At 40.4% G+C, this 18092-nt stretch carries 19 protein-coding genes; 9 read left to right on the forward strand and 10 right to left on the reverse strand.

The window, feature by feature from the left end; genetic code table 11:
* Positions 1 to 107 precede the first annotated feature (107 nt).
* From ACU0NF_RS00670 to ACU0NF_RS00685, 4 genes are read left to right on the forward strand one after another with little or no spacing between them, the layout of a single operon-like run.
* Positions 108 to 632 carry a low molecular weight protein-tyrosine-phosphatase gene (locus tag ACU0NF_RS00670; protein ID WP_445659801.1) on the forward strand — a complete coding sequence of 175 codons (525 nt, stop codon included), beginning with the start codon at positions 108 to 110 and terminating at the stop codon, positions 630 to 632.
* 12 nt (positions 633 to 644) lie between these two features.
* Complete coding sequence (murB, locus tag ACU0NF_RS00675; protein WP_171538638.1) at positions 645 to 1679, forward strand: UDP-N-acetylmuramate dehydrogenase; 1035 nt, start codon at positions 645 to 647, stop codon at positions 1677 to 1679.
* Between the two features lie 6 nt (positions 1680 to 1685).
* A complete protein-coding gene (locus tag ACU0NF_RS00680; protein ID WP_445659802.1) occupies positions 1686 to 2813 on the forward strand; it encodes a YdcF family protein in 1128 nt (375 codons plus the stop codon).
* Positions 2813 to 3856, forward strand: coding sequence for an alpha/beta hydrolase (locus tag ACU0NF_RS00685; protein WP_445659803.1), 1044 nt, complete (start codon positions 2813 to 2815; stop codon positions 3854 to 3856). The genes ACU0NF_RS00680 and ACU0NF_RS00685 overlap by 1 nt, the downstream gene beginning before the upstream one ends.
* Positions 3857 to 3916: 60 nt before the next feature.
* Here the strand turns inward: ACU0NF_RS00685 and ACU0NF_RS00690 are convergent, their stop codons facing one another.
* Together ACU0NF_RS00690 and ACU0NF_RS00695 are read right to left on the reverse strand one after the other, a co-directional pair.
* Positions 3917 to 5587, reverse strand: a complete 1671-nt coding sequence (locus ACU0NF_RS00690; RefSeq protein WP_131316565.1) for an FMN-binding glutamate synthase family protein — start codon at positions 5585 to 5587, stop codon at positions 3917 to 3919.
* A gap of 572 nt (positions 5588 to 6159) precedes the next feature.
* On the reverse strand, positions 6160 to 7167 hold the full coding sequence (locus ACU0NF_RS00695; protein ID WP_445659804.1) for a helix-turn-helix transcriptional regulator: 1008 nt from the start codon (positions 7165 to 7167) through the stop codon (positions 6160 to 6162).
* 243 nt (positions 7168 to 7410) lie between these two features.
* On the opposite strand from ACU0NF_RS00695, the gene ACU0NF_RS00700 reads away from it, so the two are divergent.
* The 5 genes from ACU0NF_RS00700 (at position 7411) to ACU0NF_RS00720 (ending at position 11684) form a co-directional block, all read left to right on the forward strand.
* Positions 7411 to 8964, forward strand: coding sequence for a circularly permuted type 2 ATP-grasp protein (locus tag ACU0NF_RS00700; RefSeq protein ID WP_445659805.1), 1554 nt, complete (start codon positions 7411 to 7413; stop codon positions 8962 to 8964).
* A gap of 24 nt (positions 8965 to 8988) precedes the next feature.
* Positions 8989 to 9591, forward strand: a complete 603-nt coding sequence (locus tag ACU0NF_RS00705; protein ID WP_370983264.1) for an alpha-E domain-containing protein — start codon at positions 8989 to 8991, stop codon at positions 9589 to 9591.
* Positions 9588 to 10367, forward strand: coding sequence for a transglutaminase family protein (locus tag ACU0NF_RS00710; protein WP_445659806.1), 780 nt, complete (start codon positions 9588 to 9590; stop codon positions 10365 to 10367). Before ACU0NF_RS00705 ends, ACU0NF_RS00710 begins: the two co-directional genes overlap by 4 nt.
* A 27-nt stretch (positions 10368 to 10394) precedes the next feature.
* A complete protein-coding gene (locus tag ACU0NF_RS00715; RefSeq protein ID WP_370983262.1) occupies positions 10395 to 11135 on the forward strand; it encodes a peptidase in 741 nt (246 codons plus the stop codon).
* Positions 11136 to 11261: 126 nt separating this feature from the next.
* Positions 11262 to 11684 carry a BLUF domain-containing protein gene (locus tag ACU0NF_RS00720; protein ID WP_445659807.1) on the forward strand — a complete coding sequence of 141 codons (423 nt, stop codon included), beginning with the start codon at positions 11262 to 11264 and terminating at the stop codon, positions 11682 to 11684.
* Between the two features lie 55 nt (positions 11685 to 11739).
* Here ACU0NF_RS00720 and alr read toward each other — a convergent pair whose 3' ends face one another.
* The 8 genes from alr to cyoC all read right to left on the reverse strand — a co-directional run bounded on the left by alr (position 11740) and on the right by cyoC (position 18091).
* Positions 11740 to 12807 carry an alanine racemase gene (gene alr, locus ACU0NF_RS00725; RefSeq protein ID WP_445659808.1) on the reverse strand — a complete coding sequence of 356 codons (1068 nt, stop codon included), beginning with the start codon at positions 12805 to 12807 and terminating at the stop codon, positions 11740 to 11742.
* Positions 12808 to 13202: 395 nt separating this feature from the next.
* Positions 13203 to 14648 (reverse strand): replicative DNA helicase, encoded by a 1446-nt coding sequence (gene dnaB, locus ACU0NF_RS00730; RefSeq protein ID WP_131382795.1) that lies wholly within the window; start codon positions 14646 to 14648, stop codon positions 13203 to 13205.
* 251 nt (positions 14649 to 14899) lie between these two features.
* Entirely contained in the window at positions 14900 to 15346 is a 447-nt protein-coding gene (gene rplI / locus ACU0NF_RS00735) for a 50S ribosomal protein L9 (RefSeq protein WP_131216159.1), read from the reverse strand.
* A gap of 9 nt (positions 15347 to 15355) precedes the next feature.
* On the reverse strand, positions 15356 to 15583 hold the full coding sequence (rpsR, locus tag ACU0NF_RS00740; RefSeq protein WP_004676982.1) for a 30S ribosomal protein S18: 228 nt from the start codon (positions 15581 to 15583) through the stop codon (positions 15356 to 15358).
* 11 nt (positions 15584 to 15594) lie between these two features.
* A complete protein-coding gene (gene rpsF / locus ACU0NF_RS00745) occupies positions 15595 to 15981 on the reverse strand; it encodes a 30S ribosomal protein S6 (protein ID WP_053578020.1) in 387 nt (128 codons plus the stop codon).
* 274 nt (positions 15982 to 16255) lie between these two features.
* Complete coding sequence (gene cyoE / locus ACU0NF_RS00750; protein WP_445659809.1) at positions 16256 to 17134, reverse strand: heme o synthase; 879 nt, start codon at positions 17132 to 17134, stop codon at positions 16256 to 16258.
* A gap of 10 nt (positions 17135 to 17144) precedes the next feature.
* The gene (locus tag ACU0NF_RS00755) at positions 17145 to 17474 is read right to left on the reverse strand and encodes a cytochrome o ubiquinol oxidase subunit IV (RefSeq protein WP_407303445.1); all 330 of its coding nucleotides are present in this window, start codon (positions 17472 to 17474) and stop codon (positions 17145 to 17147) included.
* On the reverse strand, positions 17471 to 18091 hold the full coding sequence (gene cyoC / locus ACU0NF_RS00760) for a cytochrome o ubiquinol oxidase subunit III (RefSeq protein WP_131269369.1): 621 nt from the start codon (positions 18089 to 18091) through the stop codon (positions 17471 to 17473). The genes ACU0NF_RS00755 and cyoC overlap by 4 nt, the downstream gene beginning before the upstream one ends.
* Position 18092 lies beyond the last annotated feature (1 nt).

The raw sequence follows: 18092 nt of genomic DNA on the forward strand, positions 1-18092 counted from the left end.
CCTTTTTGATATCAAATTCAAGATTATTGTTTTAGCGTTCTATAGGATTCATCCCATAAATAACTTAACATAAGACACCTGAAAATAAAGCAGTTATCGAGGTTGTTATGTCATCCAAAACGCCATATAAGGTGTTATGTGTGTGTTTAGGAAATATTTGTCGTTCTCCCACGGCAGAAGTTGTGCTTAGACATTTTTGTGATGAACATCAGCTCAATATGATGATTGATTCAGCGGGAACCAGTAATTACCATCCCGGAAAAGCGCCTGATGAGCGTAGCCAGAAACATGCTTTAAAGCGTGGCTATGATTTGTCAGCCTTGCGTGCGCGCCAGTTAAAGCCTCAAGACTTTATTGAATTTGATCTTATTCTGGCGATGGATCATGAAAATTTATTTAATATTCAAGCTCTTTCACAGAAAGCACATGCTGAGTATGGTACAAGTCAAATTCGGGCAAAAATTGCATTGATGAGTGAATACGATCAAACTTATCTCAAACAGGCTTTACCAGACCCATATTATGGCGGGGTAGAGGGTTTTGAGCGTGTACTCGATCAGTGTGAATCGAGTAGTTTGGCGTGGGTCACTATTTTTAAGCAACAGTTCAAACAACAGATAGATGTGAAATAAAGGTTTAAGCACATGAATATTCAAACTCAAATTCAACTTAAGCCTTTTAATACCTTAAGTCTGGATGCGACAGCATCGCATTACATTAAAGTCCAGTCCCAGCAAGAATTGGTCGATGCACTAAATTATGCCAAGCAAGAGCAGTTAAATGTTCTGATTCTGTCGGGTGGCAGTAATATGTTATTGCCTGAACATCTTCATGCACTTGTGCTGCATATGGATATTCAGGGTATTGAAGATCTTGCTGAAGATGAACACAGCAAGACCATTCGTGTGGGTGCAGGACAAGTCTGGCATGACTTTGTATTGTGGACCACAGAACAACATCTGTATGGCTTACAAAATCTTGCCTTAATTCCTGGGTTGGTCGGTGCATCTCCAGTACAGAATATCGGTGCTTATGGTGTCGAAGCAGGTGAATTTATTGAATCGGTTCAAGTTTATGACCGCCAATTAGAAAAATTTAACATTATTGTTGCTGCAGACTGTGATTTTTCATATCGGCATAGTATTTTTAAAGATGATCCGAATCGTTTTGTGATTACTCATGTAACTTTTAAGTTGCTTAAGCATGCGAATTTAATGCTGAATTATGGTGATCTCAAGCAAGCGGTGGGTGATGAGAAAACTGCTGAAAACCTGCAAAAACAAGTGATTCAAATCCGTCAAAGCAAGTTGCCAGATCCAAAAGAATATCCCAATGTGGGAAGTTTCTTTAAAAATCCGATTATTTCAGAACAGCTTTATGACCATTTAGCACTAGCATTTCCGAATTTGCCCCATTACCCTCAAGCAAAAGGTGGCGTTAAAATCGCAGCAGGCTGGTTGATTGATCAGTCGGGTTGGAAAGGCAAGCAGTTGGGTATGGTGGGTATGTTCCATAAGCAAGCTTTGGTTTTGGTGAATTATGATCAGGCGACTTTGGCTGATGTGAAAGCCACTTATCATGCTGTGCAACATGACGTTCAGCAAAAATTTAACATTTTATTAGAACCTGAACCGGTACTGTTTGATGAAGCCGGTTTAATTCGTTCACATTTGGAATAAAAATTTATGGCGAAATCGCATTGGATGGTTCGACTGGTACAAATAGCATCCCTGTTATTTGTCCTTTTCGGCTGTTTCATGGTTTTGATTTATTCGCCATTTTATTCAGGCTGGGTGGTAAAGGCCCTGAATAGTTTTGTTCCTGTTGAAGTCAATCAAGTGGCTGCAAAAAGTCAACAAATGGCTGCATTGAGCGAGCATGAGAGTTTAGAGCCGGGCTCCAGATTATGGATTGCTCGCCAAGCCTATTTAAAGTTGATGGAAGAAGCAATCCAAAGCCATAATTCAGAGAATTTGACTGTCATTCAGGCGCGATATAAAGCCTTGCAAAATATGATTGAGGACGCGCAACAGCAGGAAAGTGAACAAGAAGAAAAACCACGCATTCCCTTGCTTGCAAAAGCTGTAGATGACGAGATAGAACAAGAAGACCCGACTCAAGCGGTCAAAGATTTATTGGACTTGAACAGCACTGAAAATAAGGCGTTGATGGAAAAATACGTAGAATTTCTCCGTACCCATAAAATTGAACAGGAACAAGTCGCTGAAGAACCTGTTGATGAAACCATTTATCAAGATATTGCATTAATTCACGAACAGAATGAACAGCCAGCACAGCAAAGTTCAAAACCTTATGCCATTGTGGTATTGGGTGGTGGACTGACTTTAGATAAAAACGGCAAAGATATTGTGGTTAATGAATACACACGCTTGCGTCTAGAGAAAACTTTAGCCATTGAAAAAGAATATCAACTGCCGATTGTACTGAGTGGCGTAGAAGCACCGTATATGCAGCGCTGGTTAAAAGAACATGAGGTCGATGCGAAATTACTGGAAGACCGAAGCATGAATACCTGCGAAAACTCGCGTTTTAGCTCGTTATTGTTGCAAAAAAAAGGTGGAGCGCCGCGAGTAATTTTAATTACCGATCGTTACCATATGCCGCGTACGCGCCGTTTATTTGCATTAAATGGTATTGAAACGGTGCCTGTTGAAGCGCCCATACCAACACATCTGACACGCTGGCGTCCAAGTGAACGAAATTATGATCATAGCCGCCGTGCCAATTATGAAATATTAGCCACAATTCGTGATGTCTGGTTTGGTTCCAGTGATTGTCGGGAGGTGCCTTGATGCCTGATATCCCATTTTTAAATCCAAGCATTTTAAAACAGCTGGATTTGCCCGTTCCAAGTCGGGAAACCACGCCGCAATTGCTTGAAGCTTTAAACCTGAATAAGCCTTATCAACCTTCAGTGGAGATTCAGGCTTATCGTAAGTTATACGGTATGCATTTACTGGATTGTGAGCATTGGCAAGGCTATGTGCAAATGCCTTTGTTCAAGTTGCATGTACAGGTATTCCAGCCGAATTTAGCCAATATTGCTTTTAACAAAATACGCGGAACAGTATTTTTATTGCATGGCTATCTGGAACATAGCGGTATTTATCAGCCAATTATTCGTGAATTACTGGAACAGGGTTTTAGTGTCATTACCTATGATTTGCCCGGTCATGGTTTAAGTGATGGTTCACCTGCAAACATTAAAAACTTTGATCATTATCAGCAGGTTTTACACGCCGTTTATCACTACGTTAAAAGTGCCAGTCAACTGCCTAAACCCTGGTTGGGCATTGGACAGAGTACCGGTGGTGCTATTTTACTGCATCATTTGCTGGAGTTTGCAGAGCGCCGTGAAAATCCCTACGTAGAGCGTGTGTTATTACTTTCTCCACTGATTCGACCTGCAAAATCGGCATGGTGGCATAATTCTGTAGGATTGGGCATTATTCGACGGATCAAGCGTCAAGTGCCGCGTCATTTTAGACGCAATAACCACAATCCAGAGTTTCTACGCTTTGTGCGTTTAAAAGATCCTCTGCAACCCCGTATGATGGGCATGGACTGGATTTTGGCCATGTCCAAATGGATGCAGGAGATGGAAGCGCGTCCGGCATGCCGTATTCCGGTGTGGCTGGCGCAAGGTGCGCAAGATCAGACGGTGGACTGGCGTTATAATATTGAGTTTATTCGCCGCAAGTTTCGACTTCAGACCTTGTTGATGCTGGAAGAAGGGTCGCATCAGTTAATTAATGAACGTGCGGATATTCGTGCTGCATTGACTGGCCTCATTCCGGCATTTTTACATGCTCAAAGTTCAGATGGTTATTATTAGCTATTAGTAATTTTGTATAAATCAGTGTCTAAAAAAGTATATTTTTAGATTATGCAAAGTCTAAAATTTTTCGGCATGGGCCAAGTTCCACATCCGGAAGTAAAAATTTTCATCGTCTTTATCTTCACAGCTGAGCAATTCACCTTCTTTTAGCCAAAAGTGCAATTGCGCATAATTTTTGATTTCCCGGTCATTAATGCGCTGCGCTAAATGATGTGCCTTAATATCTGCAGGGTGTTTCAATCCTGCCGCTGCAATCATTTCAGACAAGGCCAGCATGGTGTTTTTATGGAAATTGAATACCCGCACAGCTTTGGTTGGAATATGCAAGGCGGTTTGCCGTTCTTTATCCTGTGTTGCAACTCCGACAGGACACTGGTTGGTATGACAACTTTGTGCCTGAATACAACCCACAGCGAACATAAATCCACGTGCTGAATTGACCCAGTCTGCACCAATGGCCATGCTGCTGGAAATGTCAAAAGCACTAATAATCTTGCCGCTTGCCCCCACTTTAATTTGCTTGCGCAAGCCTGCGCCAACCAGCGTGTTATGCACAAACAGCAAGCCTTCGCGTAAAGGCGTGCCGACGTGATCAATCAGTTCGATCGGGGCTGCACCTGTACCACCTTCAGAACCATCAACCACAATAAAGTCTGGCACGATTTTAGTTTCCAGTATGGCCTTAACAATGCTCATGAATTGCCAGGGCTGTCCAATACACAGCTTGAAGCCAACCGGTTTTCCACCCGATAATTCACGCAATCGCTGAATGAAATGCATCATTTCAATCGGCGTATTAAAGGCTGTGTGTTTTGAGGGAGATACACAATCATATTCACGACTAACACCCCGAATTTCGGCAATTTCTTCTGAAATCTTGCTTTTAGGTAAAATACCGCCGTGTCCGGGTTTTGCCCCTTGCGATAACTTGATTTCAATCATTTTGACTTGCGGTAACAGGGCTTGCCGGGTAAATTTTTCTGGATCAAACTGGCCATCCAGCGTACGACAGCCGAAGTAGGCACTGCCCAGTTCCCAGACAATATCGCCCCCATTTTCCAGATGATAAGGACTAATACTGCCTTCACCGGTGTCATGGTAAAAATTGCCCATTTTCGCCCCCAAATTTAAAGCACGTATCGCATTGGCACTTAAGCTGCCAAAACTCATGGCAGAGATATTCATAATGGAAGCACTATAGGGCTGCTGACATTGATGGTTACCAATTTGAATACGAAAACTTTCAATTTCGGCAGCTTTGCACGGCGTAATTGAATGGGTGATAAAGCGGTAATCTTGTTGATAGACGTTGATAATGGAACCGAAGGGTTTATCGGCATTTTGATTTTTTGCCCGCTGATAAACCAGATTACGTTGCATACGTGAAAATGGCAGGGCATCTTGGTCGGCTTCAATAAAATATTGACGAATTTCAGGGCGAAAATCTTCAAAGATAAAGCGGAAATGTCCCATGATGGGATAGTTTTTTAGAATGGAATGTTTGTTCTGTAAGATGTCATATAAGCCAACGAGGGTAAGGACTCCGGAAATCAGCCATAAAGTATTCAGCAAGGTGTCGGAAAAAAAATAATAAATATAATGCGGAGCATAAATAATCCGGAACCAGCTAATGGTTAAAGCAATAAAAATAAAAGTGAACCAGACTGAGTAGCGGGAGAAAAAGGTATTTAAAAGTCTATGTCTGACGATTTGAGCTGGAACTGGCATTCTCAAGTTTTCCATCGAATGATACATAACCTGAATCTGCCCAGTTTATATCCAATTCACAAGTTCTGATTTGTAAAACCCAAGCCATTGCTTAAGACATCGAGTTGTATGTCAGCAGGATAATCATTAATTCTTTTATTAAAGAATGGTTGGAATGGAACCTTATTTCTAGCTTAATGAAAATTGAGTAAAGAGAAATCTAACCCTGTTGGATATGAACCGAATGGAATAGAAATCCAGAACAAATGCTTAATAAAAAATCAGCTTAGAGCTTCTGATCTTATGATTTCTCAATGGTTAGATTGGGCACTATATTGGTTTTACCTAATTAACAGAGGCAATGTCATATGACCATGAAATCAATTCGATATAACAGTGGAGATCTGGCCTGTTAAAGCGCAATGTTTTCTTCTGCACTCACAAAAACAGCCGCCCTCAAGCCTTGTACCGGGGTGAAAAAAAAGGCCTGATGCCTTTTAAGCTCACAGTATGACAATAAAAACAGATCCAAATAGAAATATTCTCCAGTCCCAATTGTTGGGACTTTTTTTATTTCAGTTACTTTATTTCAGTTATTTTGTTTCATCAGCAATTTGATGTACCGCATTCGAAACTTCAATGGGCTCAATATGCTGAATCTTGTTGCCAAAGCCTCGTAGCCACCAGACCAGTTGTGAGGTAAAAGGTACGCTTGCAGTAATTTGAGCTAAACCATGGTCCAGTTTTTGGATGGTCTGGTCTTTGCTCAGCTGACTTTCATCAAAATAGTGGGCATCTTCTTCAGTCATGATGAGTTTTAAAGCAATATTTTCGGTCGGCTGGTTATAGTCCACTCTAAAGCCCAAGGCACCAGAGTCGATATAAGCATCAATATCAAAGTTGACCGGATGCATTGCACGTGTGTTTAAAACAATGGCTGATTTAAAACGGTGCAGGGCAAAGGTTTGAATATCGGTTTTATCATGACGGGTACAGATTAGATAAATAATCGCACCTTTTTGTACCAAGGCCAAAGGATTTAAAATATAGGTCTTTTCTTCACTTAAGTGACTACGTCCCTGATACACACATTCCAGTTGCTTGTCTTGCAGTAATCCTTCGTAAATGGCTTGTTGCGCCAGTTTATCGACTACAGGTGGAATGAGCGGTTGAGTCGCCGGAACAATGCGAACCCGGTTAATCCATTGGCGGACATTGTTTTGGGTGGACAGGCTGCGACGAGCCAGATCAAACCAGGGGTTCATTTCCTCAATCAGGCTAGGCGGCAGCAAATGTTTCAAATGTTCTTCGACCATCATAAACGTGACCGCCTGAGAGCTGGTCATATGCGGCAAGCTTTGAATCGGGGCATCCGAGCGCCAACGCCAGCCTTGAGGCACGGTCTTGCTGCTTTCAATAGGGAAACGCAGCGAGATCTGATTGAGGTCGCGCTGAATGGTGCGTAAGCTGATATCTATACCTTCACGTTGCAAAATTTCTTGTAACTCCCGGGTACCCATCCACTTCCCGGTAGAAAGACGAGATAAAATTTGCCATTGTCGGTACAGGCTGTTCGAGGTTTCTTTTTCTTGTGAGGACATAACTTAAATTAAAAATCGAGTAGCTTGTTTATATCGCCATTGCCTGCTGAACACAATAAAAAACCTGAATAATTTTCGCAAGCCTTCAAATTGAGCTTATCTATATTTTGAAACATGGTTGAACGAAACTGCCATTGAATCGTACTTGCTTTGATGAATAAATACACAAAGCGATAAAAGGATTTTTATTGGCATAGTTGTTGCTTTATTCCATTTAAAATATATAACAATTAAGAGGGTTGTATGCTTAAAGAAAAGGATCGGCCAGATGTAACTTTAACGGGTGAGAATTTTACTCATCCGCTAGGAACGAATATTCATTCATCAATAGGAGAATATAAGAATCATTCGAAAATAAACGGTTTATTTCAGCAGCTTAAATCTCATTTTTTTAATGAAATGGTCGATGATCAGGCCATGTCAGGCGAAACCTGCAGTAAAATAGAACATTGGTTGTCACAACACAGCATTGATGAATTAAAGTTGCTCAACCAGGCAGCGAAAGATCACTTTTTGTATGAAGGCATTACCTTTACAGTCTATGGTGAATCGGAAGGGATTGAACGAACCATTCCTTATGACCTCATTCCACGGGTGATTGAGAAAAAGCAATGGAATAAAGTCGCACTTGGTTGTTCACAACGGGTACGTGCGCTAAATCTGTTTTTACACGACATTTACCATCAACAAGATATTTTAAAAGCCAATATTGTGCCTGAGTTGCAAGTATTGACGCATGAAGCCTATCAACCGCATATGTATTCACACGACTTAAAAGGTAAAATTTATAGCCAGATTAGCGGGATTGATATTATTCGTGACCGTCATGGCGAATTTTATGTACTGGAAGATAATTTAAGAACACCATCAGGCGTATCTTATATGCTGGAAAGTCGCAGAATCAGTCAGAAACTCATGCCCGATTTATGCCAGCAAAATAACATTCTGGGTATTGAACAATATCCGCAATTACTCAAAGAAGTTTTGGCTGAAAATGCCTATGTTGATAAGCCTTTTATTGTGGTGTTAACGCCGGGACGTTATAACAGCGCATTTTATGAGCATTCTTTCCTTGCAAGGGAAATGGATGTGCCTTTAGTGACATCACGTGATCTTTTTGTAGAGAACGATAAGGTTTATGTGAAAACCATCTGTGGAAGACAGCAGGTTGATGTAATTTATCGTCGAGTGGACGATGCATATCTAGATCCATTATGTTTTATGCCGGATAGCACTTTAGGGGTGGCGGGCTTAATGTCAGCCTATTTGAGTCACAATGTTGTGATTGCAAATGCACCCGGTACCGGTGTGGCAGATGATAAATCGATCTATCCTTATGTCGATAAAATGATTCATTTTTACCTGGGCGAGCAAGCAATCTTAAAAAATGTCCCGACGTATCAATGCCGAGACGCTCAAGACCTGGATTATGTACTCTCTAACCTGGAACAATTGGTGGTGAAAGAAGCCCAAGGTTCGGGTGGTTATGGCATGTTGATTGGTCCGCAAGCCTCGAAAAGTCAAATTGAATCATTTAGGGAAAAAATTATTACTGTGCCGAATCTCTATATTGCGCAGCCAACCTTGGATTTATCGGTTTGTCCAACCCTGACCGATTTTGGAGTGGCTGAGCGTCATATTGACTTGCGTCCCTTTGTGCTCAGTTCACCTTATCGGACAGAAATCGTTCCCGGTGGTTTAACACGTGTGGCCATGCAGGCAGGATCTTTAGTAGTGAATTCTTCACAAGGTGGTGGAGTTAAAGACACATGGGTGGTCGATAATCTTCATTCTTAAACATCTAACCATGGGAAAGAAATCATGATTTTATTAAATAGTAATGCTCAACATATTTTTTGGTTAGGTCGATACTTAACGCGTATTCAATATCTTTGCAGTCAATTTCCCTTTCATAATAACCAAAGCGCATTGCAATATGCGCATGCATTTTGCTTGCCCGCTTTTGATGCCAGCTCACTCAATTCATTATTGCTAGATGCGGAACAACCTTCATCTTTTACTCAGCAATTCCAGCATGCCAAAGATAATGTACAGGATTTACGTGGGGTGTTTTCTGCAAAAGCTTATGCAGAGCTCAATCAACTGATCAAAAATGCCACTGAAAATTCAGCTTATATTTGTGATGTTGCTGGAGAATGTCAGGATATTCTGGAAGCGGAATCTGAATTTATTTTTCTATTTTTTAGTTTGGGAAAAAATATAGAGCAGTTAGATCGACAGCTCCGTCTGAAGCAAGATCGAAAGATTACGCTGGAAAATATTGATAAAACGGTGGATTTATTGAACCAGATTGGTTGGGATCGACTGGATAGTGCATGGCAGCAACTTAAGTTAAAACCAGACAGCATGAATTTCTATCATTTCAGTGATCATATTCAAAATCTATTTGAGGTAGATGTATGAGGCTGATGATTAATCACCAAACCCATTACCAATATACTGATCAAGCGCGTAACAGCATTCAGTACATTAAGATGACGCCGACTAGCAATGTACATCAACAAGTGCATTCTTGGAATGTGAGCGTACCGGGTGAGAAACAAGTTAAATCTGATGCTTTTCATAATGTCTGGATCACCAGTTCACAGCGCCAGCCTCACAGCCAGCTGACCATTATGGCGCAAGGCATTGTGGAGATGAATCCAAATACCCAGTTTGGAATTGATATTGCGGTCAATCCCCAGTTATTTTTGCAGCCTACGCCAAGCACTATGTGTAATGCAGAAATGAAAAATTTTGCAGAGTATTATGTTCCTCGGCTAAACCGGGATAACTTAATGAGGTTGTCGGAAGCCATACTCAATTATATTCCTTATGTGCCGGATCGAACCTCTGTACAAACCTCTGCTATTGATGCTTTTCAATGTCGACAGGGCGTTTGTCAAGATCATAGCCATGTCTTTATTGCGATGTGTAAGCATTTAGGTCTACCTGCACGCTATGTATCGGGTTATTTATTTGTACCGAATACATCTCACCTTGCAAGTCATGCTTGGGCAGAAGTATTTTTTGAAAATTCGTGGTATTGTTTTGATACCAGCAATCAGTTGTTTGTGCCTAATTCACATATATATGTGGCAATTGGTCGAGATTATTGGGATGTTGCACCAGTAAGAGGCATAAGAGAGCGCGGTGGTATTGAGTCTATGAATTCTATTGTTCAAGTACTCGCTTGCTGAAAAATTTAAAGGTCATAAGGAGTTCTCATGACTTATTGTTGCGCGCTACGTTTAAAAGATGGCTTGGTCTTTGTTAGTGATACGCGCACTAATGCGGGTGTAGACCATATTTCGGTGTTTCGTAAACTTTATACCTTTGGTGTAGAGGGTGAACGATTTGCCACAATACAAACCTCTGGAAATTTAGCGACAACCCAAGCGGTTATTGGTCATTTGAACAATCATCTGGAACTCGGTCAACAACCCAACTTGTATAGTGTCAATACCATGTTCGAAATGGCAGAGTTGGTGGGGCAGACATTAAGAAAAGTCATTGCAGATGTTACCCAAGAGACGCATGTTCACGAACAAAGCAATTATTATTGTAGTCTTCTGCTGGGTGGACAAATTAAAGGTTCGGAAATGGAACTTTATAATATTTATCCGCAAGGTAATTTTATTTGCGCAACCGAAGATACCCCTTATTTTCAAATTGGGGAAAGTAAATACGGTAAACCGATATTAGACCGGGCATTAATTTATGAAATGCCCTTAGATGAGGCGGTACGCTGTAGTCTGATTTCTTTTGATTCTACTTTACGTTCCAATGTTTCAGTGGGAATGCCATTAGATACAATCGTCTATAAAAAAGATTCATTGCATATTCCGAATGGCAAACGAATCTATGAAGAAGATCCTTATTTTAGACAATTGAGCAGGCAATGGTCGGACACTTTACGCTGTGGCCTACTGAAATTGCCTATTCCAACAGATGATTATCTAGATTAGACGCTTGCTATTCACAGCTAAAAACATTCGCTATATTTCATTCAATGGAAAAATTAAGAATTTCCATTGAATTTTTTCTTTTGTAAATAATATTTCTTATTTAAAAACAATAAGAAGGCAGGGGTCATGATCATTCAGCTGTGTTATACCAGTAAAAAAACCTCAAATGATGAAACCATTTTAAAAGATGTTCGGGATATTTTAACTGAGGCTAGAGATTTTAATACCAGACATGAAATTCATGGGGTTTTGTATTATGCCGATGATTATTTTTTTCAATGCCTGGAAGGTGAGGAAAAACATATTTTGATTCTCTTAGAAAAACTGAAAAAGGATCCGAGACATGATGAAATTGTTTTGCTTAAAACCGGTGCATTGAAGGAAACTAATTTTAGTGATTGGTCGATGAAATATGTGGGACGAAATAGTAAGATACAAAACTATTTTAAATCTTTGGGCCATCATCATTTTGCCCCAAATCAGTTGAATGAACAAAGCTTGGATGCTTTCTTGAGTTTTTTGTATGATGTGCAGCCAAGTATGGCTTAACGATTGAATTAAAAAAACCCAAGTAAAAACTTGGGTTTTTTAGCAATTTAAAGATCTATTTTCTGATAGGGCGAGCGCTTAAGCGGCACAACAGTTCATACCCAATGGTGCCATTGGCTTCTGCAACATCATCGACTAAGCGGTTTTTACCCCAAAGTTCAACTTCTGTACCAATTTTTGCATCTAAGCCTGTGACATCAATCGCAATCATATCCATGGCAACACGGCCAATTACACGAGTTGCTTGACCATTAATGGCTACATAGTTTTGTTTAGGGAAAGCGCGCGGGTAGCCATCACCATAACCAATCGAAACAATGGCTAAATCCATTTCTTTTTCAGCGGTAAAGGTTGAGCCATAACCGACAGATTCACCAGCCTGAATGTGATTTAAAGCAATGATGTCAGCAGTAAAAGTCATCACCGGTTTAAGGTCTAAATCATGTGCCGATTTATCTGCAAACGGTGAAGCACCATACAGCATAATTCCGGGACGAACAAAATCAAAATTCAATTCAGGCCATTTATAGAGGGCTGCCGAATTACAGCAAGAGCCCATGATCGGTGCACAAGCTTCTTTGACTTGAAGGAATTGATTTTTTTGCTGTTCATTTAACGGATGGTTTTCTGCATCCGCATTGGCAAAGTGCATTGCCAAAACACAAGTAAAGCCTTCCGCTTTAAGTGAGTTAATCACCTCAATAATTTCTGGAACTTTAAAACCCAAACGGTTCATACCGCTATTGAGTTTGACCCAAACTTTTAAGTTTTTGCCAATATAGGCATTTTTATAGGTTCGCAACCAGTCGAGTTGTTGCTGGTGATGTACAACGCATTCAATATTATTTTCAACCACAACCCGCATTTCATCTTCAGAGAAAATACCCTCGATGAGGGTGATCGGTTGTTGATAGCCGAGCTCACGAATTTCAAGTGCTTCTTCAAGGCAGGCGACACCAAAGGCATCCGTTCCACTTAAGGCTGCTAAACAGTCTTTGACTCCATGTCCGTAAGCGTTGGCTTTGACCATACTTACAATTTGAGCAGTTGGTGCAAGTTGTTTAACACGGTTTAAATTATATTGCAGCGCTTCTCTGTCAATATAAACTGTTGCTTGGCGCACCCTAGTTACTCCTTGGGGTTACAATGAAACATTACAGCAATTTGAATAAAATCGCTTATAAGCTACGATCAGAATATTGTGGATATGCTGGTGATCTCACTCAAAATGGAGTGAGGAACATAAGCAGAATAGAGTGCCATATTGTATTCCTATGGCTGAAAATAAACACTAACTTAAAGTATATTTCCATCAAATTTTAGATAGCATTGTTTGATTCTATTATTAAAATGTCGGGGCAGATGGCAGTACTTTTTGGCTTTCTGATATTTAAGTGAAATAAGTGAGAGAAAAACATACCGGGTCTTAAATCATGTTTTAATTAAAAAGATTTAAGACTCTGGTTTATATATAAATAGTCAGTTAAAAAACGAGGTCATAACCTCGTTTTTTATTGCTTATTCTTCGTCATTATATTGAGCATAAAACTCGGGTGAAAGGTTACTAAAGCGGGTGTATTGACCTTCAAAAGCCAGACGCACTGTACCAATAGGGCCATTACGCTGTTTACCAATAATAATTTCTGCAGTACCTGCTTCTTTCGATTCTTTGTTATAAACCTCATCGCGGTAAATAAACATAATCAAATCGGCATCCTGCTCGATCGCACCGGATTCACGCAGGTCGGACATCACAGGGCGCTTGTTTGGTCGGTTTTCCAGTGAGCGGTTAAGCTGTGACAGTGCAATTACAGGGCACATCATTTCTTTGGCCAAAGCTTTTAAACTTCGTGAAATTTCTGAGATCTCACCAACACGGTTGTCGCCCATACCCGGAACTTTCATTAACTGTAGGTAATCGACCATAATACAGCCAATTTTACCACCATGCATTTTGGCAATACGACGTGCGCGGGCGCGTAATTCTGTGGGTGGTAGGGCAGATGAATCATCAATGTACAGGTTTTTTTCTTGAAGCTGTAAAATCGTACCGGTGACTTTGGACCATTCATCACCATCCAGTTTCCCTGAACGTAAGTGACCTTGGTGAACTTTACCGTAAGCTGAGATCAAACGCATGGCGATCGAATCTGCTGGCATCTCCATAGAGAAGACCAGGGCAGGTAGATCACAGTTAAACAGCACACTTTCCACCAGGTTCATGGCAAAGGTGGTTTTACCCATAGATGGACGTGCAGCGACAATAATCAAGTCACCCGATTGCATACCCGAGGTTTTATTGTCCAGTTCTAAGAAGCCGGAAGTTAAACCAGTAATATTACCTTCCATTTGAGAAAGTTCATTTAACTTGTCAAATACGTCTGCAACCACGGCATTAATCGGTTTTGGACCTTGGGCTTTGGCATTGTTGTTATGTTGTTCAGCAATGGAAAAAATATTGGTTTCAGCCAAGTCTAAAATTTCACTGACACTACGACCTTTGGTGTCATAAGCATTCTGTAAAATTTCAGAGCTGACTTTAATCATGCTGCGTAAAGTTGAAAATTCTTTAATTTTATTGGCATAGGTTTCCAGGTTATAAAAACTGGAAGGTGAGTCTGCCATCAATTGCATTAAATATTCTTCACCACCAACAGCATCAAGCAGATTCTGTTTGATCAGCCAGTCATTGACCAGAACGGCATCGTAAGGCGAATTTTCTTGGGTTAATTTTTCAATAGCGCGAAAAATATACTTATGACGTGTCGCATAAAAATCATTTTCACTGAGTACATCACCGACTTGTTCAAAAGATTCAGCTACCGTCATCAGCGCTGCAAGTACAGCTTGCTCGATGGCCAAGTTATGCGGGGGGGTACGAAACTCTTTTAATTGGCTTGACTCATTTCCTTTATTATCTACTTTAGATGAGTTAAGCGTAGCTTTGGCATTCGCCTGTGACATATAAAACCCTGATTTTAAATGCGATAAATAAGTAATTTGAAAATTGGGACAAACAGTGAATTTTCAATGATTTTTGTCTAGACAGATCATACCTGTTCTTAAAAAAAATGCGAATCGAAAATTTCATTAAGCTAAAAATAGTAAAAATAGATTGTGTACATTACTTTGAATGAATCTGGAGAAGCTATTTTGACTATTTTCAGAGATAAAAAAAGAGCATGCAAAAAGCATGCTCTTTTTTTTGCAGAAAATTACTCAGATACGATAGTAACGAGAACTTCAGCAGTAACATCATGATGCAATTGGATTGCGATGTTAAATTCACCAGTGTTGCGAAGCGCACCATTTGGTAAACGAACTTCTGCACGGTCAACTTCAAGACCAGCATTAGTTAACGCGTCAGCGATGTCACGAGTACCGATTGAACCGAATAGTTTACCTTCGTCACCAGCTTTAGCAGTGATTACGATGTTAACTTCGTTCAATTGGTCAGCACGTGCTTGAGCAGCAGCTAAAACATCAGCTTCAGCTTTCTCAAGTTCTGCACGACGAGCTTCAAAAGCAGCAGTATTCGACTCAGTCGCTGCTACTGCTTGACCTTGAGGGATAAGGTAGTTGCGGCCGTAACCAGCTTTAACTGAAACTTTATCGCCTAATTTACCAAGGTTTTTAATGCGTTGTAATAAGATAATATCCACAGCTCAACCTCACTTATGATTGTCAGTGTAAGGGATCAAAGCCAAGTAACGAGCTTGTTTAATAGCAAGCGCTAATTGACGTTGGTAACGAGCTTTAGTACCTGTAATACGGCTAGGAACAATTTTGCCGTTTTCAGTGATGTACTGTTTTAAAGTATCGATATCTTTGTAGTCGATGTACGCAACTTTCTCAGCTGTAAAGCGGCAGAACTTGCGACGACGGTAAAAACGTGCCATTAATGTTCTCCTTATGCTTCAGCAGAGTCTTGAGATTGTTGTGCTTCTTCACGTTGTGCTTTACGCGCACGTTTTTCTTCAGCACTTTTAGCAAGCAATGATTCTTCAGTGATTGCGTTTTCACGACGAATAATAACATTACGAAGGATTGCGTCGTTATAACGGAACAATTCTTCTAATTCATTAAGCGTAGTTTGACCACATTCAACATTCATTAAAATGTAGTGAGCTTTATGAATTTTGTTAATTGGGTAAGCCAATTGACGACGGCCCCAATCTTCTAAACGGTGAATTTGACCTTCAGCTTCTTTGATGTGAGTTAGGTAACGTTCTACCATACCCACAACTTGATCGCTTTGGTCTGGATGTACCAAAAGTACGATTTCGTAGTGACGCATTGTCAGCTCCTTACGGTTTGTGCAGCCCCTAACTTTTGAAAAGCCAGAAGCAAGGAGTCACAACCAAAGTTGTGTCGCAAAAATTGCGAAGCGTGAATTTTAGTGCTTTTAAGGAGAGATTACAAGGGAATCTTTTGGTAATGATTGATTTATATACGAGCTTGACAGGGGGAAAGCTGGAATAAATAAAAATAGAAAAAGATATTGAATAGATATTTTTGGAATGATGAAAATTAATGGATCAAAAAAAAGATAGAGTAGAACTCTATCTTTTTTAGAAAAACGCGATTTGTGTTGCTGGCGCTTGGGAGGTAAAACTAAAACATATACTGATGATCGTAATCAGAATAACCGAAAACAGGAAAAAGCGTTTTGCCCAGAGTTGGTCATTTTCAGCTTTAAAGCCCAGTACACCAATATAAAACCAATAAATGCATAGCGCATTTAAAATAACCAGATATAGCCAGTTTGTATAACCATAGACAAACAGGGCATTCATGGTGATGGTAAATAAAATAACATAAATCAGTGATTCAATTTTAGTACGTAAAACAGAACGTGCTACAGGAAGAATCGGAATACCTGCATTTTTGTAGTCATCAAAACGATATACTGCAATCGCCCAGGAATGAGGCATTTGCCAAAGTGCATAACCAATAAAAATAAGCAGTGCAGCCAAGTCAAATTCATTACTAACAGCGGTATATCCAATTACTGGTGGGCTTGCACCAGAAATACTTCCAATAACGGTTTGGTGAATTGTTGTGCGTTTTGTCCAGAGGCTATAAAGCACCACATAGACCACAAAACCAATCACTGCAAATAAAAAAGCGTACGCATTTACCCAGAACCATAAAATGCTAAAACCCATCACTCCAAGTACCAGGGAATACACCAAGGCCACAGGGACAGAAACAGATTTTTTAACCATCGCACGATTTTGTGTGCGCTGCATTTTTTGGTCGATGTCCTGGTCAATAACGTTATTGACCACACAACCAGAGGCAACAACCAAAGTTGTACCAAGGAGGGTAATAAGCAATAAAAGGAAATCTACAGAACCTTGAGCGGCTAGGAAATAGCCGCCCAAAGTGGTAACAAAGTTACCAAAGAGAATTCCTGGTTTAGTCAGGAATAAATACTTTTTCAGCATGACAATCAGTTTAGATCATCATGTTGTAGTGAAGGTAGTTCATGATCCATACAGACCCAACCAATAAGATTGCAACTGTAAGAATTGTATAGATGAACGCAATAACATTCCAGCGTTGCTCTGAAGAAGAGTTCATGTGCAGGAAGTAAATTAACTGTACAAGAATCTGAGCAACAGCTGTGATCGCAATCGTTGCAATAACCAGGCCACGTCCAAAACCGCCTGCCATAACCATACCAAAAGGAATGACTGTAAGCAAAACTGAAAGAATGAAGCCAATGGTATATTGCTTAGTATTGCCGTGCGCTGCACCAGCAGAGTTATGGTCATGACTCATTATAGAACTCCCATCAAATAAACTACGCTGAATACACAGATCCAAACGATGTCAAGGAAGTGCCAGAACAAGCTTAGGCAAGCAAGACGACGAGTGTTTGGAAGTGTCAAACCATTTTTCTTGATTTGATACATCAACACAAGCATCCATACCAAACCAGAAGTTACGTGAATACCGTGCGTACCAACTAAGGTAAAGAACGCAGATAAGAACGCACTTGTAGTCGGACCATGGCCAGCGTGTACAAGGTGGTTGAACTCATAAAGTTCCATACCGATGAAGGCAGCACCAAATACCCAAGTAATTGCTAACCAAGTGAGAACTTGACCCACATTTTTCTTGTATGAAGCAAGTACGGCAAAACCGAAGGTCACAGAAGAGATCAAGAGGGCGAAAGTTTCAGTTAAAACGAAACCTAAAGAATCACCAAAAAGCTCTTTAGCACTTGGAGTACCAACAGGAATGTGACTGCTTAATACAGCGAACGCAATGAAGAGTGTCCCGAACAGGATCAAGTCACTCATCAAGTAAGTCCAGAAACCAAAGACTGTGATGTCAGTATCATCGTGATGATGATGCTCATCGTGTCCATGGTTGTCGTGATGAAGTACTTCAGCCATT

Source organism: Acinetobacter sp. F16, assembly GCF_052712855.1.

What these genes read in the sequence shown, in the direction of transcription:
- ACU0NF_RS00670 (WP_445659801.1), top strand. Translation starts at nt 108, where the DNA reads ATGTCATCCAAAACGCCATATAAGGTGTTATGTGTGTGTTTAGGAAAT.
- murB (WP_171538638.1), top strand. Translation starts at nt 645, where the DNA reads ATGAATATTCAAACTCAAATTCAACTTAAGCCTTTTAATACCTTAAGT.
- ACU0NF_RS00680 (WP_445659802.1), top strand. Translation starts at nt 1,686, where the DNA reads ATGGCGAAATCGCATTGGATGGTTCGACTGGTACAAATAGCATCCCTG.
- ACU0NF_RS00685 (WP_445659803.1), top strand. Translation starts at nt 2,813, where the DNA reads ATGCCTGATATCCCATTTTTAAATCCAAGCATTTTAAAACAGCTGGAT.
- ACU0NF_RS00690 (WP_131316565.1), bottom strand. Translation starts at nt 5,587, where the DNA reads ATGCCAGTTCCAGCTCAAATCGTCAGACATAGACTTTTAAATACCTTT.
- ACU0NF_RS00695 (WP_445659804.1), bottom strand. Translation starts at nt 7,167, where the DNA reads ATGTCCTCACAAGAAAAAGAAACCTCGAACAGCCTGTACCGACAATGG.
- ACU0NF_RS00700 (WP_445659805.1), top strand. Translation starts at nt 7,411, where the DNA reads ATGCTTAAAGAAAAGGATCGGCCAGATGTAACTTTAACGGGTGAGAAT.
- ACU0NF_RS00705 (WP_370983264.1), top strand. Translation starts at nt 8,989, where the DNA reads ATGATTTTATTAAATAGTAATGCTCAACATATTTTTTGGTTAGGTCGA.
- ACU0NF_RS00710 (WP_445659806.1), top strand. Translation starts at nt 9,588, where the DNA reads ATGAGGCTGATGATTAATCACCAAACCCATTACCAATATACTGATCAA.
- ACU0NF_RS00715 (WP_370983262.1), top strand. Translation starts at nt 10,395, where the DNA reads ATGACTTATTGTTGCGCGCTACGTTTAAAAGATGGCTTGGTCTTTGTT.
- ACU0NF_RS00720 (WP_445659807.1), top strand. Translation starts at nt 11,262, where the DNA reads ATGATCATTCAGCTGTGTTATACCAGTAAAAAAACCTCAAATGATGAA.
- dnaB (WP_131382795.1), bottom strand. Translation starts at nt 14,648, where the DNA reads ATGTCACAGGCGAATGCCAAAGCTACGCTTAACTCATCTAAAGTAGAT.
- rpsR (WP_004676982.1), bottom strand. Translation starts at nt 15,583, where the DNA reads ATGGCACGTTTTTACCGTCGTCGCAAGTTCTGCCGCTTTACAGCTGAG.
- rpsF (WP_053578020.1), bottom strand. Translation starts at nt 15,981, where the DNA reads ATGCGTCACTACGAAATCGTACTTTTGGTACATCCAGACCAAAGCGAT.
- cyoE (WP_445659809.1), bottom strand. Translation starts at nt 17,134, where the DNA reads ATGCTGAAAAAGTATTTATTCCTGACTAAACCAGGAATTCTCTTTGGT.
- cyoC (WP_131269369.1), bottom strand. Translation starts at nt 18,091, where the DNA reads ATGGCTGAAGTACTTCATCACGACAACCATGGACACGATGAGCATCAT.